This is a genomic window from Streptomyces sp. NPDC126497 (genome assembly GCF_040302425.1).
Classification (GTDB): Bacteria; Actinomycetota; Actinomycetes; order Streptomycetales; family Streptomycetaceae; genus Streptomyces.
Genome location: NZ_JBEORT010000001.1, coordinates 249,849 through 264,599 on the forward strand (window position 1 = coordinate 249,849; position 14,751 = coordinate 264,599).

Genomic DNA, 14,751 nt, shown 5'->3' on the forward strand with positions numbered 1-14,751 from the left:
GGGTGACTGGAGGCCGGGAATGGATCGGCGGCCACGGTTGTCGTACCGGGGTTGCGGCGACGGGCCGCACGGGACCGAAGGGGGAGCAGGAATGGCCGAGGCGAGCAGACACCGGGACGGCGCCGGGCTGGAGCGCAAGATCTGCGCAGCCGGGCGGCCGTGGACCGTGGGTGACATCGTGATGGTCGCCGACGGCCAGTGGGGCGTCGGAGCGCAGCCCGACCGGTTGCCGGACGAGGAGTTGGTGGAGCGCCGGATCGCGGAAGGCCGGCGCGTCGAGCTGACGATGGAGGAGCTGGCCCGCGCGGTGGGCCTCCGCGCCGAGGACGCCCACCGCGACGAGGGCCCGCGCTGACCGTTCAGCGACGTGGCCCCGTGGTGGGCACCGGTGGCCCGACGACGGCCGACGGAGAGGACGGTTCGGGTACGCGGCCCGAGGCGTGCGGTGCCTGCCCGGAGCGGGCGACAGCGGCCTGGGCCAGCCGGACCGTCGGGGCCTCGGCCACGGGCGCGGCGGCCTCACGAGCCTCGACCACACGCCTGATCGCCTGGAGGTACGCACGGCTCTCCGCGTGGGCGACGCGGAGGCTGGCCGCCGATTCGGTGATCCGGTCCAGCTCGTAGAAGTCCGGCACGTACCCGCGTCGGGTCAGAGCGTGCAGACGGTCCTGGTGGGCGGTCACCGCGTTGTCGGTGATGGCCAGGGCCGTACGGGTGTGCATGGCCGAGCGCAGGAGCGGGTCCTCGCTGGGGCGGCGGACTGCGAGGACCTCCAGAGCCTCGATGGGCCGTCCCCAGGCTTCCTCGATCATGGCCGTCGCCTGGTCGAGCATGGTGGTGGTGGGCATGACGGAACTCCCGTTGTGCAGGGACGGTTTCGGGTGGTGCGGTATCCCGGAGAGGTCTGGGGCGGCCGGAGTCAGCGGCCGTGCCGTGACGCCGAGGGACCGGTCGGCAGCCGGACGGTGTTTGTGGGCGCGAGGCTGCCCGAGCGGTTCTGCACCGCACCCGCGGAGCGGCTCCGGGCGGCCATCACTCGGAGATCGGCTGCCGTGCGCGGAGCCCGCGCGGCACGGTGGACGGCCTGGGTGACCGCCGTACGGCGTACGTCCAGCGGGGTCGGAGCGCGGGAGACCTGAGCGTCGGCGGTCGGCATGACCGAGGTCACCGGGGTCATCGTGACCAGGTGCTGCATCCGCCGGTCGATCTGGTGCCGTTCACGGATCACCGGGGCCGACTCCGCCATCACGGCCGCTGTCGCGGCGATCAGGTGGGACGGGGTGCGAGCGGTGAACACGGCCTCCGCCCGAGTGCCCCACCCCGGTGGACCGGCCCACAGGGTGACGGTCTCGTCGTCCGGGCCGTGGTCGCGCCTGTCGATAACGGCGCCGGCCTGGCCGTCGGGGGCGACGATCTCGATCATGCCGGGCGAGTCGGGGATGCCGCGCGTCCAGCCGGCATCCGTCAGTGGTCGGACGGCGTCAGCCCAGTAGACCGAAGGGTGTGCCAGGAAGCGTCCGTTGCTCTCGTAGGTGTCGGCCTCGGCGTAGTCGTGGGCCAGCGCGGTGGTGAGACCGGCGACGATCTCGGCTGGGGTGACGTGGTTGAAGGTGGCGGTCCAGCGGGTGGCGGAGGCGGCCTCGGTAGCCGCGCTGATCTTCCACAGCTCGAAGTCGTCGCCGAACCAGCCGATCCTGATCCGCTGGTCGGGCGAGGTGACGAGGAGCTGACAGGGCCCCTCGTCGAGGTAGTGGTGTGGCCAGTGGGCGACGGGGGTGAATCCAGCCTCGCCGGTCCCGTTGGAGCCGGCCAGATACATGGGGCTGACCAGCACCTCTTGGTACCGGTTCGGGTCATCAGGGGCGTGCATGGTCGAGGCTCCGGAAGTGAAGGAGGGGAACACGCCCGCGTGCGCGGCAGGACGAGCGGCTGAGCGCACGTGGACGCCGTGGCAGCGACGAGTGGTTTCTGGTTCTCACGACCGTCACCGACCCCGGCCCGGTGCCGGCTGGGCGGCCACGGCCGCCGGCACCCGCGGTTGCGGTTGGGGCGCGTGGCTGAACATGACGTTCGGCGCGGCGGCGCTCCGCCGCAGGGCCGCCGCGGTCCGGGCACCGTCCGTCCCCGCCCCCAGCGGGACGCCGGCGTGGGAGCGCGTGGCCGTCGCTGCCGGACGTGGGACCGACGCGGCCCTCCGCAGGGCGACGGGCTCGCTCCAGTGCTCGACACTTGAGTAGACGGCCCCCAGCGCCTGGCCGGCATCGACCAGCACGTAGGGGTCACCGTGTCGAGGGCCCGTCCGGGCGACCAGGCCGTCGGCCTGAAGCCGGAGGAGCCGCTGCCGCGCGAGGCCATTGTCCAGACCGGCCTTCTCAGCGATGTGCACGAACCGCATCGGGCCGCCGCCCGAGTCGAGAACCTGGATCACGGCGGTCGAGTGCCGAGGACGCAGCCGGCGCAGGGCGTCCTCGACACGTTCGGCTTCGGCCATCCGGCCTTGCGGCAGGTAGGCGCGGGACCAGTCCGACACCGTGCGCAGTACGGGAGCCAGAGACGTGCCGAGCGCGCTGAGTCGGTACGGCGCCCCGCGACGGTCGTCGTCTCGCGTCACCAGTCCGTCAGCGTGCATCGTGGCCAGCCGCTTGCCGACGAACTGCTCGCTGAGGAAGGGGAGCTGGGCGGCGACGTCGCGCACGCGCATGGGACGGTTCTCCTGGGCCAGGGTCATCGCCGCCCAGGTGGTCCACTTCGGTCCGATCCGGGCAAGCGCATCCTCGACGCGCTGAGCGTCGATCGCAGCTATGGAGAAGGCGGGGGGCTGTGCGGGGGCGGGCATAGTGGCGTCCTGTCGGGGTGGGGTCAGCGGGAGCGGGAGGACGTGGGGGCGTCCTGGCGACGGGTGCGGCGGCTGAGTGAGCAAGGGCGCCGGAGCTGGTCGGGGTGATGCTGCGGCCGAGGGCGGCGGACACACGGGTCGTCGTCGCGCGAGCGTCACGCAGGGCGGCTTCGCCCTGCGGTGTGAGCGAGAGGAGCTGGCCGGGCCGGTACAGGCCCTCGCTGGTGTCCTGGTGCAACAGCCCCTCTGCGACCAGCCGTTGCACGGTCTCTGGCCAGATCGTTGGGGCCTGTCGCTGGATCTTCTCCCACGAGACGTACGCGTCCTCGCCGATCGCGGTCCGGCGGAACCGGACGTCGCCGGCCTCAACGGCTTCGAGAGCCACGAGTCGGCGCTCCCTCGCGACGACCCAGTCGTCATCCCGGTCGGAAGTCGTCCTCTGGGCCGGCCCTAGGCCCTTGTTCGTCGAGCGCTGAGCCGAATCCGGCGCGAGTAGAAGACACCGGTAGGCGGAGATGGACTCGACGAGCTGGCCGTAGGCTCGGTCCTGCTGCGCGAGAAGGTCTCCGAGTCCGGGGACCGCGGTCCGCAGCAGCGCGTACGACACCCGCGCGCCGTCGAGTTCACCGCGACCGACGGGTTCGAGTAGCCGGAGAGCGTCCTTGGCCGCGTGCGTCACCCGGCTGTGCAGTTCGTCCAACTCGTACGCAGCGCCGATCACCTGTGTCGCAGCCCGGTACAGCGGATCACCGAGGTGGTACGTGGTGTTGAGTGTGCTGACTCCGGTGACGCCGAGCGTCTCGGCGACGAGGTGGGTCCCGGGGTGCGTGGTCGCGTCGTACGGGTTCACTCCGCCGCCTCCATCCGGGCGAGCAAAGAGCGGACCAGCGTGGGGAGGCCCTTGGGCCCGTCGCCGAGCCAGATCTGGTCGCCTGCCTCGTCGAGCACGTACGCGGCGTCTTCGAGCAGGCCACTGGAGATCTCCATGCAGGCGTCGGTGATCCGGGAAGCGGCGAGCAGCGACTGGGAGAGGACCTCGACGTAGTCGTCCGGCGCGAGACCGGCGGCCTCGGCCGCGGTGCGGATCGCCTGCAGCTCCAGTGCGCTGAATGCGAAGTCGAACTCGTCGTCCCGTTCGGTGTCGCCCGACGCGGCGACGGCCGGGTCGCTGGGCTCCGTGGGGATGCCTACGCGGGTGCAGATCTCGTCGACCGAGGCGGTCAGCTCGGCGAGGGACTCGGTGAGCCACCCCAGCGCGGAGGCGTAGGAGGCCAGGGCGAACAGGCCCGCCGGCGTGGCGGGGCGCGGCTCGGCAGCCACGAACTCTTCGAGTCGGTCGTTCAGCTCGCCGACCACCCGGGGTCCGGCGGCCAGTGCGCCCAGCACGGGGTGCAGGTAGGAGCGGGTGGCGGCCGTCGGGTACTCGGCGGTGAGGATGCCGGAGACGCTCTGCGCGGCATCGGTGAGGAGGTCCGCCAGCTCTGTACGGGTCAGCGGGGTGCGGTCGGTGGTCATCGCTGGGAAACCTTTCGGGGCGCAGCAGCCGGGGGAGGCACCGTTGTCGGAGGATCTGCGTGGCTTGCCGTCACCCGGCCGAGGGTGGCGGACGACCGGGACCGGGCGGCCTGCACGCGGGCCTCCGTGGCGGAAGCCGTCTCGACGTTCTGTCGGGGGCCGGTGCGCAGGTGGGCCGTGTGATAGACCGCGTAGTCCTTGCGGCTGCCGGCGGCGACGAGGTAGATCTCGCGACTGTGGGTCGAGGTCGGCGGGGCCGGGCGGAACTGGATGACCATCCGGTAGGCGACGGAGGGGTCGACGTAGACCTTGTGGAAGCCGGCGAGACGCCCATTCAACGGCAGGCAGTCGTCGCTGCCGTGGACCAGGTTCTGCAGCTCCAGCAGCGCCAGGTCGCGAATTTCGTCGGGGAGTTGCCGCAGGTCGGCGATGGCGTCGGGGTGCGCGGCGAAGGCGAAGCGGGCGCGGCTCACAGCAGCCTCCCCCGTACCGGACGCTGGACCGGTCCCGCCGGGGTCGTGCGGGGTGCGTCGAGGCCGGTCCGCGGCGTCGCGGAGGCACCGGCCGACCGGGCGAGGGCGATGCGGGCGATGCGGGCCCGGACGACGGCGCCGTCGTGATCGCTGTACTCCGGTGGCTCGGGCAGCGGCCCGCTGCGCTCGTCCAGCCAGGTCTGGGCGGCACCGACGTCGGCGAAGGCGCCCTCGCGCACCGTGTACGTGCCGGCGTCGTGGTCCCACTCCTCGTGGAAGAGACGAACCGGCGCCTGGGCGACGCGGGAGTCGCGGACAAGCGTCCACGCCTCACTGGGGTCGTGGTCGGAGGTACAGGTGTCGAGGACCTCGTAGCGCGTGCCCGACCTCTGGATCTGCTGTTCCACCTGGACCGTGAGGTCGTCGGCGGGCTCGGCATAATCGCCACCTCGCAGAGCGATTCGATCGAGCGGGCAGCCTCGTTCTGCAAGCCAGTTCTGGGCGAAGGACGCCGTGGCGTGGCGGCTCGTCTCGAACGTGAACGTGGACCGGCTGAGATCCCGTGCGACTGCGATCGCAACGAGCTGCGGCTCGCCGGGCACCCCCCACGTGACCGACCGGTCGTGGGCGAGGACGAAGCTGTGGGAGCCGTTGGGCGCGGTGTGGTGCTGGGACAGCACCGTCAGGTCGCCGGCCAGGAAAGCCTCCATCGCGTCCTCGGAGGTTTCGTCTGCGGGCACGAGGTCGGCGAGGTCGAAGTCGAAGGCGTTCACACCGTCACCACCGTCTGCTCGGGTGCCGGGGTGGCCAGCACACGATGGTTGGGGCGGCTCACGCTCGTCGTGCAGGCCGCGAAGGGCCCGTCTGGGGCACGCAGGTGCGCCAGCGTCTGGTCCAGGTGGTCGCGGTGCCAGGTCGACGGGCCGGACAGGCCGGCCTCCGCGTCGGTGAACTGCTGCCAGGCGAGCCAGAGCGCGTGGAGCCGGGCGACGGCCTCGGGGTGCTCGTGCCACTGCGCGCACCACGGACGGCTCGTACTGATCTCCCGGCCGTACACCGGGAGGAAGAGGTGGTTCACCCAGTCGCTGAGGGCGGCGAGCTCGACGGCGTACGCCTCTCCGCCCAGGGCGAGGATGAACACCGAGGCGGGACCGTCGGCCTGCCTGTCGTCGGCCGCCTCGGCTTCCGGGGCCTCGTCCGCCGGCTGGCCGGCAGCGGATTCGGGCTCGGAGCCGAGGCGGTCGAGGAGGACGCCGTGCTGCCTGACCTCGGCCATGGTCTTGGCGAGGGTGCTTGCGAGGTCGTCGAGGTCTCCGTCGGAGACGCGGAACGGCTCGGGGCCGGGGGTGGTCGGGCTGGTGTCGGGCATAGGGGTGTGCTCCATCTGTGGGACGGCGACATGCCCGAGAGGATCCGGAGAAACCGCGGGTTGGTCCGGCCGGAGAAACGCGGTAGTGGAGCGCTACTCGCCCGCGCAGCGGGGACAGCGAGGGAAGGCTGGTGCCAGCAACTGCAACGCCCGAGCGGCTTGTTGCGGGACAACGCCGTTTCCGAGCGCGGTGAGCTGTGCCGGACGCCCGAGCCCCGGGGTGGCGGTGACCCAGCCGGCGTCGAGGCCCTGCATCCACTCCACGAAGTCCGCGCGGAGCCGACCAGCCGCGTCCGTGGAGGCCGGGGCGGGACGGGTGAGCCTCTCCCATCGGGTGATGGCGGCTCCGTACGGTCCCCATCGCCGGTCTGTTCCCCGGCCTCCGGCGACTCCTCCGCCCAGAGCGGCAGGGCCACCGCCGACAGGGGAGGGCGCCACTCCTTCCCGGGGTGACGGCCCGGTGTGCCCGTGCCGCCGGCCCTCGGCGTGGGCAGCAGTGACGCCGCCGCACTGGGCAGGGTCATGTCGCCGTTGCCGTGCCGCTGGTTCGGCGAGCCCTTGGTCCCGTCCGACGCCTTCGGGGTCGGCAGCAGCAGCCACTCGACCTCGTCGGCCAGGTTCGGCCCGTGACCCCCGCTCTTCCTCTTCGACGGATGCTGCGAACCGCCGTTCCTGCCGATGTTGCTGGTCGGCGTCTTCAGCAGGATGTCCGGCGGGCCAGGCGGCGAGGAAGACGCGCTCGCGGCGGTGCGGGGCCCCGACGTCGGAGGCGCGAAGCACGAGCCACTTCGCGTCGTACCCGATGTCGGCCAGGGATCCGAGTACGACACCGAGTGCCCGCAGAGCAGGCTGACCTGTGTTGTCTCCCAGACACCACGGGCAGGGTTCCACGCCGCCAGGGGCACCGGCGGGTGAGGTGAGGAGGCCGCGCACATTCTCGATCACAACCAGGCAGGGTCGGAGGGCCTGGACCGCACGGGCGACGTGCAGCCAGAGCCCGGAGCGGGTCTGGGCGTTGAGTCCGGCCCGGCGGCCGGCGACCGAGACGTCTTTGACAGGGGAAGCCGGCCGTCAGGACACACACCCGCGGGACGGCGAACCAGTCGACGGTGGTGATGTCGCCCAGGTTGGGGACGCCGGGCCAGTGGCGGGCCAGGATGCGCGAGGCGTTCGGATCGACCTCGGCGTGCCAGGCCGGCGTGCCACCGAAGGCGGACTGCACGCCCAGGTCGAGGCCGCCGTACCCCGAGCAGAGCGACCCGATCAGCGGGGGACGCGCCGGGGCGACGAAGGCCGACGTCGTGGCGCGATGGGCCAGTGCAGCGGAGGGAGGGGTGTCAGTCAACGCGAAGTCCCTGAAGAGGAAGGCAAGGTGTGCTGGGTGGTGAGGTGTCAGGAGTGGCCGCGCGAGGGCGACCGGGCGGCGGCCGACGCGGAGACGGGGCCGGTCGGGGCCGGGGGTGATGCGGCTGGGTGTGGCGTGCTGCGGGCGCGGGCGGCCTGCACCCGGGCGGGAGGCGGTCCGCCCGCTGATGGAGCGGAGGCCCTGGGCTTCGGAGCTGAGCTGCCGTTCGCGGTCGCCCAGCGGGCACGCACCTCGTCGAGCGGGCCGAGCGTGTGCAGGGCATGGTTGATCAGCCGGCCGGAGCTCAGGGTCTCGTCCTCAGCCAGGGCCCGGATGGCACGCGCGGAGGCGGCTGCGGTGCGGGTGAGCGAGGAGCGCATCACCCGGTGCCCGAACCAGTCGGCGCTGCTTGGGACCATCCCGTCGCAGACGGCGGTCAGCCGCTCGCTCGACAGGGTGCCGTCGGCCAGAAGGCCGCGCCGCTGGGCCTCCCAGAGCAGGGTGATCCGGTCGATGGGTTCGCCCCGGTGGTGCAGCGCGCTCAGGCACCGGTAGAGCTGTCCGTGGGCCGGGTCGGCGAAGTCGCCCGGCCGTAGCCAGGCCACCACCTCGTCCATGGCCCTCGGTTGCTCGGTGAGGACGGCCAGGAGGAACCGCTCGTCCTCGGCGACATGGTCGGCCTGGACCGGTGGCGGGACGGCCGAGGCGACAGTGGGCGCGGCCGGACGGGGGTCGGTGCCCCAGCGGCGCGCAAGGTCGGTGAGCACTCCGTTCAGGACGTCCGCCGTACGCAGCGCTCCTTCGACCTCGCCCTGGACGGCGTCGGCCCGAGCCGCCTGGTGGAGACGGATCGCGTGCTGGGCGATGGTGCGGTGGATCGCCCCCTCCAGCACCATGCGGCCGTACACCGGGGCGTGCTCGGTGCGTGGACACGCCTGGACCAGGGTGTGGGCGTACGCCGCGGTGAGCCCTCGCACGTGCAGGCCGGCCTCGTCGACCGCGTCGGTCACCCACGACAGTGGCAACGGACCATTGGCCGAGAGCGCGGGGTGACCGTCGCTGCGGAGCTTGCGGAGCGCGCCGAACAGCGCTTGGTGGACGGGTCGGTAGAAGTGATCCGGCGCGAGCCAGTCCAGGTGCGAGAGCTGGTCGGGGTCGAGGAGCACGGCGCCGAGAACCGCCTGCTCGGCACTCAGCAGCGGGTTCATCGACGGTCTCCCGGATCAGGTTCCGAGGGCTTGCTCTGCCGGAGGCGGAGGCCAGCGACTGCCCGGTCGGCAGCAGCCATCGTCTGGGCGAAGTCGTCCAGGACGGTGGTGAAGGTGGGATCCGAGGCGGGGACCGAGCCGGTCCTTCCGATCAGCCACCACTGACCGCTGCGCAGAACGACCGGAGAGTGGGGCAGCTGCCGGGGACGCGGCGTGGGCGCGCTCATGCCGACAGCCCGAGGTCGTCGTGGCCGATGTTCTTCGCGAGGGCTCGCTCGGTGATCGCCTTCGTGGCGCGGGCGGAGGCCGGGCCGACCACCTTGGCGGAGGGCTCCTTGTACCAGGGCTTGAGGTTGAGCATGGCGACCCGGATGCCGGTGGCCAGCAGCAGCACCTTGCCCTTGGGCAGGGCGCGGATCGCGTCCGGTGGCAGGATCCGCTCGGTGCGCATGCTCACCGAGGTGGACTTGCCGCCCTCGCTGGTGGACACCGAGGTGGTCTGGACGTCGTGGTCGCCTACCTGCCTGCTGAGGCGGTCGGCGAAGTCGGCGTCGTCGATACCCGATCCGATGATCTTGACGGTGGCGGCGGAGTACAGGGCGTCCATGCCGGCCTCGCCCCAACACCGCTGGCCCTGCCGGTAGGACTGCAGGATCGTCATCGGGATCACGCCCCGGCTGCCCAGGTGGCTGTACAGGTCCGGGAGGTCAGAGATGCGGCACACGTTCGCCGCCTCGTCGAGGACGCACAGGGCGGGCGGGTCGAGCCGACCGCCGGAGCGTTCGGCGACGATCACGGCCGCGCGCATCACGGCATCGGCCGCCGCCGCGATGATCGCGCTGGCGCTGCCGCCGCCGTCCTTGCTGAGCAGGTACAGGGTGTCGCGGGAGGTGGCGAAGGCGATCGGCTGGAACTCGGGGAGGTCCTCGTCCGGCGTGACCCAGGCGGCGACGTCGGGGTCGAGCAGGCAGCTCGCGTACTGCCGCGCCGTTTCGTAGATGCCGTCACGGGTCTCGGTCGCGCCGGAGACGGTGCCCTGGAGCTGGGCGGCGACCGCGTCGTGGCCGGCGTCGGTGAGCAGGTCCACCGGGGTGCGGTCGGCCGGCATGGCGAGCCAGGCCAGGACGTCGGTGATCGGCCGTCGGTGGCTGGCGGCTGCCAGGAACAGGGCGCCGAGGGTGTTGCTCGCGGCGGTGGACCAGAAGTCGGATCCGCTGGACTCGTCCACGCTCGCGGTGACGAAGTGCCCGGCCAAGCGCTTCGCTCCGGCGAGGTCGCGGGCGTCGGCGAGGATGTCCCACCACATCTCGCGGGGATAGTGGGCGATCTGCTGGGGGTCGAGAGTCCAGATCGTGCCGACCTCGGCGCGGGCGTCCACAGTGGCGGTGAAGGCGTCGTTCGCGGCCTTGTTACTGGTGAGCAGGACCGGGCCGGGTGCCGAGAGGATCGCTGGGATCGCGAGCCCGGACGTCTTGCCGGAGCGCGGGGCCATGATCGCGACGATCACGTCCTCCCAGGACGCACGGACCTCGGCACGACCGGGGTCGAGGGTGCCGAGCAGGATGCCACGGTCAGGGGGAGCGACCTCTTTACCCTCCCGGCCGCCCAGAGACGGACGCAGGCTCTTCGCCTTGGCGACGATTTCCTTGTCCAGCAGGGGCGCCAGGTCGGCCTTGCGGGCGAGGCCGGACTTGGAGCCGCCGCGCCAGCGCATCCACAGCACCGCTCCGGTGGTGATCAGGGCCACGGTGAGCATGCCGGGAACGACGCGGGCGCCGACCAGCAGCGCGGTGGTGCTCAGGTTCGGCCACAGCACGTCAGGGTGCAGCAGGGCGTCGGTGGCGTGGAACGGGACCCACGGCCCGTTTCCTGTAAGGGTGTTGGTGAGATTTCCGGTCAGCCAGGCGAGGGAGCCGAAGGCCACGGCGGCGCCGAGGACTCCGAACAGGAGGTGGAGGAGCGCGTCCGACCCGGTGGTGGTCGAGGGCGCGCTGGTGCGCGGGGAGGGCACGGCGGTTCCTTGGGTGTGGAGCGTGCGGGGGCGGGGCGCGCTCGGCTCTCGTACAGCACATGGGGCTACTCCTGGGGGCTTGAGCGGAAATGCTTCAGGACGACCGGCAGGCCGACGGTGACGAAGACGACCTGGGTCACCGCCGGGGGCCCGAGACGTGCGGCGAGTATCCGGTTGCGTTGGGCTGCGCCGTTTCGGAACCGGGCGCCGAGGAGACCTTGGCCTTGGCCGCTGCGGGCGACGTGGCCAGAGCGGCACCCCGGTGATCGCGCAGCGCCCGTGCCGCGGTGTTCACCTCTGACGCGGTGCCGACGCGGCGCAGCTCGGCCTCGGAGTCGATGAGTTCGGACTGCGCCGAGCTGACGAACTCCGAGGCGAAGCCGAACCGATCGGCGAGTGCGTACGCCTCCTCATCCAGGTCGTTGACCTGTTCCCCCACCGCCTCCAGCGCCTCCCGGACACGCTCCAGAGCACCGTGCTCGGGGTGAAGGAGGTGGCCGACCGCCTGCTGGAGGTCGGCCCCGTTCTCGGCCGCCCGGATCCGGTCCGTGATCCTGAGGAGTTCCGCTCCGGCGGCGTAGGGCCCGAGCGGATGCACCGGAGGGCTCATCCGGGCCGTGTCGAGAGAGGGCGGAAGATCAACTTTGTAGCGGGCGGCGCGAAGCATCTCGGCCGCGTGGGTGGCGATGGCGACCTTGTCGGCGAGCGGGGTGGTGGTGGGGAGGCGATGGCGCCGGCCGTGCCAGTCGTCGATCTGCTGAAAACCGGCGTGCCTGAGGAGCTGGGCTGAGAGGTCGTCGGTGGCGCCCTTGACGACGACGCTGCCGCTGAGCTCGGACTTTATGGTGATCGAACGTGTGGGCAAGAGGGTTCCTGGGCTCGGGGGAAACAAGGGGCCCGGATGATCGGGGCAGCAGGGAGAGAATCCGGCGCATCCGGGATTTGGCCCGGCCGGGGATCGCTGGTAGAAGCCGCAGGCAGCTTGGGGCCCCGGCGCGCCGGTGGCGGAAGAAGACGGGTGCCCCGCCGCAGCGGGGCACCCGGTCGGTCAGAAGTAGGGGTTCTCGGCCGGCCGGTCGGCCCCGGTAGCGGCCTGGAGCAGCTCGGTGAGGTCGCCCGGCTGGGAGGAACGCTGATCGAGCCACCACCCGGCGCGGGTGACGGTACGAGCGCTCTCCTCGATCCCCTCCCACTCCGCCTCGCTGGTTTCGCCCTCGGTGACCAGCGCGGTGGAGGCGGCGGTCAGGATCCGGTGGCGACAGCGCACACCCCAGGAGACAGCCCGCTCAGTCCCCTCCAGGGGAGGCATCCGGTACTGCTCGGACCAGGCTTCGGACGCGGCCTGCTCCTCGGCGCGCTTGGCCTTGAGCCAGGCGGCCCTGTCCTGCTCGTCGCCCTCTTTGGAGGCACGCCAGCAGGCGGTGCACTCCTACCTGGCGAGCCATTCGACGAAGCCCGCCCGGCGGTCGGCCGGTCGGTCGGACAGGTCGCGGTCGGCATGGTGATCGCAGGTGTGATCGATTGGCCAGATGGTCTTCAACCGCGAGGGATCATCCCAATTCCGCAATACCTGAGTCGATCAGGCGCCTGCCAGCTTGGGCGACCCGTGCGCTGGCGATGCCTGGCCCCCGTAGCCCCTTGCGTGCACCATCGGTCATTCCAGGAAGGCGGCGCTTCCCCAGTCGAAGATGGTGGGCTGCCTGAAGCCGTCCAAGGGCTCGGCTACCAGGGACCCGATACCACGGTCACCAAGCTGACCGGCCAACGTGGCCCAATCCTGTTGCAGATCGCGCAGAGCGTTGGCGAATGCCTCCGCGTAATCGCTTCCGTCAGCGAGTTCGATTGCGAGGAGCGCACCGAAAACGGTGGCGGCATCTCCGTCGACTGGCCACAAGTGGCCAATGACCGCTTGGTCGGGTCCCACCACGGAACGGGCGATTCCCCGGTCATCATAAGGGCCTTGTGTGTCAGCGGCCGCGCTGTCACAGGTATTGAACACGACGAGTCGCCGGGTTGACGCTGGCGGCCGCGTCACGCGGGCGAGGTCGTCGAGGAAGACGTATTCGCTGTCGCTGAGCACGACAGCAGATTGGTCGGGCGCGTAGGGAGGATGCGATCCGTGCGCGACGACCCAGATGACGTCGTAGTCATCGCGCTGGAACTCGGCAAGGAATCGGTCGCAGGACAGGTCATCGCCAGTGATTACGTCGACAGTTTTACCAGCGTAGGAAAAAACTGTCTCCACGATGATGGCTTCCGTACGAGCTGACGGTGCATCGCCACACCACAACTGCACTCGTTCCACAGGACGGTCCGGCAGCGGTGCTCGCAAACTGACGGCCAGCGGAAGGGCCGGCCCTTGCGCGCGGGCCAGCAGCGCTTGTACCGGGGTTAGACTCGGCAGCAGTGAGATAAAGGCGGCGGTGTTTTCACTAAAGGCGAATTCCACGAGATCCGCTACGTCGAGATGCGCGTGCAGGGCGTCGTGCAACTCCTCTGCCTGCGTCAGATCTTTGCGCCCGGTGGCAGGGTGAGTTAGTGCGGTGTCGCCTTGGCCGCGGGTAACCAAGGCTTTCCCCAATGCCTTATTGAAGGCCGTGGTGAGACGGTTGCCCGAGTCCGGGAGGTCAGGTGATGGGGCCGAACCTGGCCGGAACCAGACCTTGCTTCCGGCGTTCGCCAGCGTAAGGCACCGGTCGTTGCGAGCCTGATCCGCTGGTACACCCCGCCAGATGCTCAGCAGCTGGGTCAGGTGCAACGTGTCACCTGACTGGAGGAGCCGGTACTGAAGCTGGCCCAAAATGGAGAAAACGATGCCTCGATCGCGTGACACCTGCGCCGGATCGCTCTCGCTCTCCACTATGGCGATGACCTCTTCCACCTGCTGCAACAATTCAGGCAGGACGGCGTCCCCCTCGTTCTTGGGCATCCCCAAGAATCGACTCACCTGAAGATTCAGGGTGGCGAAGGGATTCATGGAGACATGTTGTACCGCCCACGCCGCGATTACAGTGGGGTCGCGATGGGTCACCGGAGGTCGCTCCCCGGCCAGAAAGGCAGCCATGGCCCCCGCGAGAGGGTGAGTAGGATTGGCCAGCAGGAGAACCTCCAAGGCGTGTCCTAGGAGGCACGCCGGCCGACGCAAGTCCTGCCAGACCAAATGCTTTGTCAGGTGAAGGGCAGCCTCCACCACATGCTCGTCCCCGGTCGGCAAGGCGCGGACGCAGATGGAGAATGCAGGTGCACGGAAGCCCTGAGCCAGGTGCTCGCCGGTACTGTAGTTATTGGCCAGATAGAACACCATCGGCGCCAGCAAGATGACGATTCGCTCCACGGACTTGGCCCAGTGCGGGTCTTTCAGGGCCCGGTCGACCGGCCCCAAGTCAATGTCGATCGATCCGCCCTCGTTGTCTGACGTAGCCACCGCCCTATGCAACCACTCCCACATGGCTAAGGGTTGCGCACACTCGAACGCCAGCCGCGCGGGGGCCCAGCAGACGCCCAGCGCTAGAACAACACGCGCCCCTTCAGGAACCTGGGGAGCGACAGCTGGAACACCTCGAATGTCGCTCAGGAGCGCTTTGGCGAACTGCTCCCACACGTGGGGGGTGTCCTGAAGGTGATCCTGTTGAAGTCGGATATGGGCAAGCAACTGCGCCACACTGGTCGGATCCGTGGGATCCACATCCAAATTGGAGGGCACGTCGAGGTATCCGGCAGCGGAAGGAAACAATTCATCGGGTCGCACCTGCGTCAGACTCGCTCTCTGCCCTGCAGGGCGTTGCACTCCCACACCTGACTCGGCAGTTGGGCCGAGTGGGCTGGCGAAACGTTGGTCAGCCCGACACGTCCTACCCTATCGGCGTCTGTGGCTGCTGTTGTGGGCGTTTGTGCCCGCTCTAGTACTCCAGCTGTAGATCGCGATCTTCATGACTGGGCGGCTTGTCGCTGATAGTGGCTGGCCTGGGATCGGGCCTGGTGGCGGCGTCGCCAG

Annotated in this window: 13 protein-coding genes and 3 pseudogenes; 2 read left to right on the top strand and 14 right to left on the bottom strand. The window is 70.5% G+C overall.

Translation table 11 applies throughout. The features are described from left to right. Window positions 1-91: 91 nt before the first annotated feature. Window positions 92-355, top strand: coding sequence for a hypothetical protein (locus tag ABTY20_RS01070; RefSeq protein WP_351994894.1), 264 nt, complete (start codon window positions 92-94; stop codon window positions 353-355). A 4-nt stretch (window positions 356-359) separates the two neighbouring features. Here ABTY20_RS01070 and ABTY20_RS01075 read toward each other — a convergent pair whose 3' ends face one another. The 7 genes from ABTY20_RS01075 to ABTY20_RS01105 form a co-directional block, all read right to left on the bottom strand. Further along, complete coding sequence (locus ABTY20_RS01075; protein WP_351994895.1) at window positions 360-848, bottom strand: hypothetical protein; 489 nt, start codon at window positions 846-848, stop codon at window positions 360-362. 71 nt (window positions 849-919) lie between these two features. Further along, the gene (locus ABTY20_RS01080; protein WP_351994896.1) at window positions 920-1,870 is read right to left on the bottom strand and encodes an SPDY domain-containing protein; all 951 of its coding nucleotides are present in this window, start codon (window positions 1,868-1,870) and stop codon (window positions 920-922) included. Between the two features lie 114 nt (window positions 1,871-1,984). After that, a complete protein-coding gene (locus tag ABTY20_RS01085; protein ID WP_351994897.1) occupies window positions 1,985-2,836 on the bottom strand; it encodes a winged helix-turn-helix transcriptional regulator in 852 nt (283 codons plus the stop codon). A gap of 846 nt (window positions 2,837-3,682) precedes the next feature. Next, a complete protein-coding gene (locus ABTY20_RS01090; protein WP_351994898.1) occupies window positions 3,683-4,351 on the bottom strand; it encodes a hypothetical protein in 669 nt (222 codons plus the stop codon). Next, entirely contained in the window at window positions 4,348-4,824 is a 477-nt protein-coding gene (locus ABTY20_RS01095) for a hypothetical protein (protein WP_351994900.1), read from the bottom strand. Before ABTY20_RS01095 ends, ABTY20_RS01090 begins: the two co-directional genes overlap by 4 nt. Beyond that, window positions 4,821-5,597 (bottom strand): glycosyl hydrolase, encoded by a 777-nt coding sequence (locus ABTY20_RS01100; RefSeq protein WP_351994901.1) that lies wholly within the window; start codon window positions 5,595-5,597, stop codon window positions 4,821-4,823. Before ABTY20_RS01100 ends, ABTY20_RS01095 begins: the two co-directional genes overlap by 4 nt. Beyond that, complete coding sequence (locus tag ABTY20_RS01105) at window positions 5,594-6,193, bottom strand: DUF4913 domain-containing protein (RefSeq protein ID WP_351994902.1); 600 nt, start codon at window positions 6,191-6,193, stop codon at window positions 5,594-5,596. Before ABTY20_RS01105 ends, ABTY20_RS01100 begins: the two co-directional genes overlap by 4 nt. Before the next feature lie 462 nt (window positions 6,194-6,655). Here ABTY20_RS01105 and ABTY20_RS01110 point away from each other — a divergent pair, with 462 nt between their 5' ends. Further along, the gene (locus ABTY20_RS01110; RefSeq protein WP_351994903.1) at window positions 6,656-6,823 is read left to right on the top strand and encodes a hypothetical protein; all 168 of its coding nucleotides are present in this window, start codon (window positions 6,656-6,658) and stop codon (window positions 6,821-6,823) included. A gap of 126 nt (window positions 6,824-6,949) precedes the next feature. On the opposite strand, the pseudogene ABTY20_RS01115 reads toward ABTY20_RS01110, so the two are convergent. The 7 genes and pseudogenes from ABTY20_RS01115 to ABTY20_RS01145 all read right to left on the bottom strand — a co-directional run. Beyond that, window positions 6,950-7,183: pseudogene (locus ABTY20_RS01115) on the bottom strand (DNA cytosine methyltransferase); the annotation flags it as partial. Between the two features lie 121 nt (window positions 7,184-7,304). Beyond that, a pseudogene (locus tag ABTY20_RS01120) lies at window positions 7,305-7,415 on the bottom strand (DNA cytosine methyltransferase); the annotation flags it as partial. Window positions 7,416-7,585: 170 nt separating this feature from the next. Further along, the gene (locus tag ABTY20_RS01125; protein ID WP_351994904.1) at window positions 7,586-8,746 is read right to left on the bottom strand and encodes a DnaB-like helicase N-terminal domain-containing protein; all 1,161 of its coding nucleotides are present in this window, start codon (window positions 8,744-8,746) and stop codon (window positions 7,586-7,588) included. Between the two features lie 223 nt (window positions 8,747-8,969). Continuing rightward, window positions 8,970-10,757 (bottom strand): type IV secretory system conjugative DNA transfer family protein, encoded by a 1,788-nt coding sequence (locus ABTY20_RS01130; protein WP_351994905.1) that lies wholly within the window; start codon window positions 10,755-10,757, stop codon window positions 8,970-8,972. Between the two features lie 136 nt (window positions 10,758-10,893). Continuing rightward, window positions 10,894-11,622: a hypothetical protein gene (locus ABTY20_RS01135; protein WP_351994906.1), complete on the bottom strand. Its 729-nt coding sequence runs from the start codon at window positions 11,620-11,622 to the stop codon at window positions 10,894-10,896. A 183-nt stretch (window positions 11,623-11,805) separates the two neighbouring features. Then, a pseudogene (locus ABTY20_RS01140) lies at window positions 11,806-12,243 on the bottom strand (hypothetical protein). A 168-nt stretch (window positions 12,244-12,411) separates the two neighbouring features. Beyond that, entirely contained in the window at window positions 12,412-14,505 is a 2,094-nt protein-coding gene (locus ABTY20_RS01145) for a CHAT domain-containing protein (RefSeq protein ID WP_351994907.1), read from the bottom strand. Window positions 14,506-14,751: the final 246 nt, after the last annotated feature.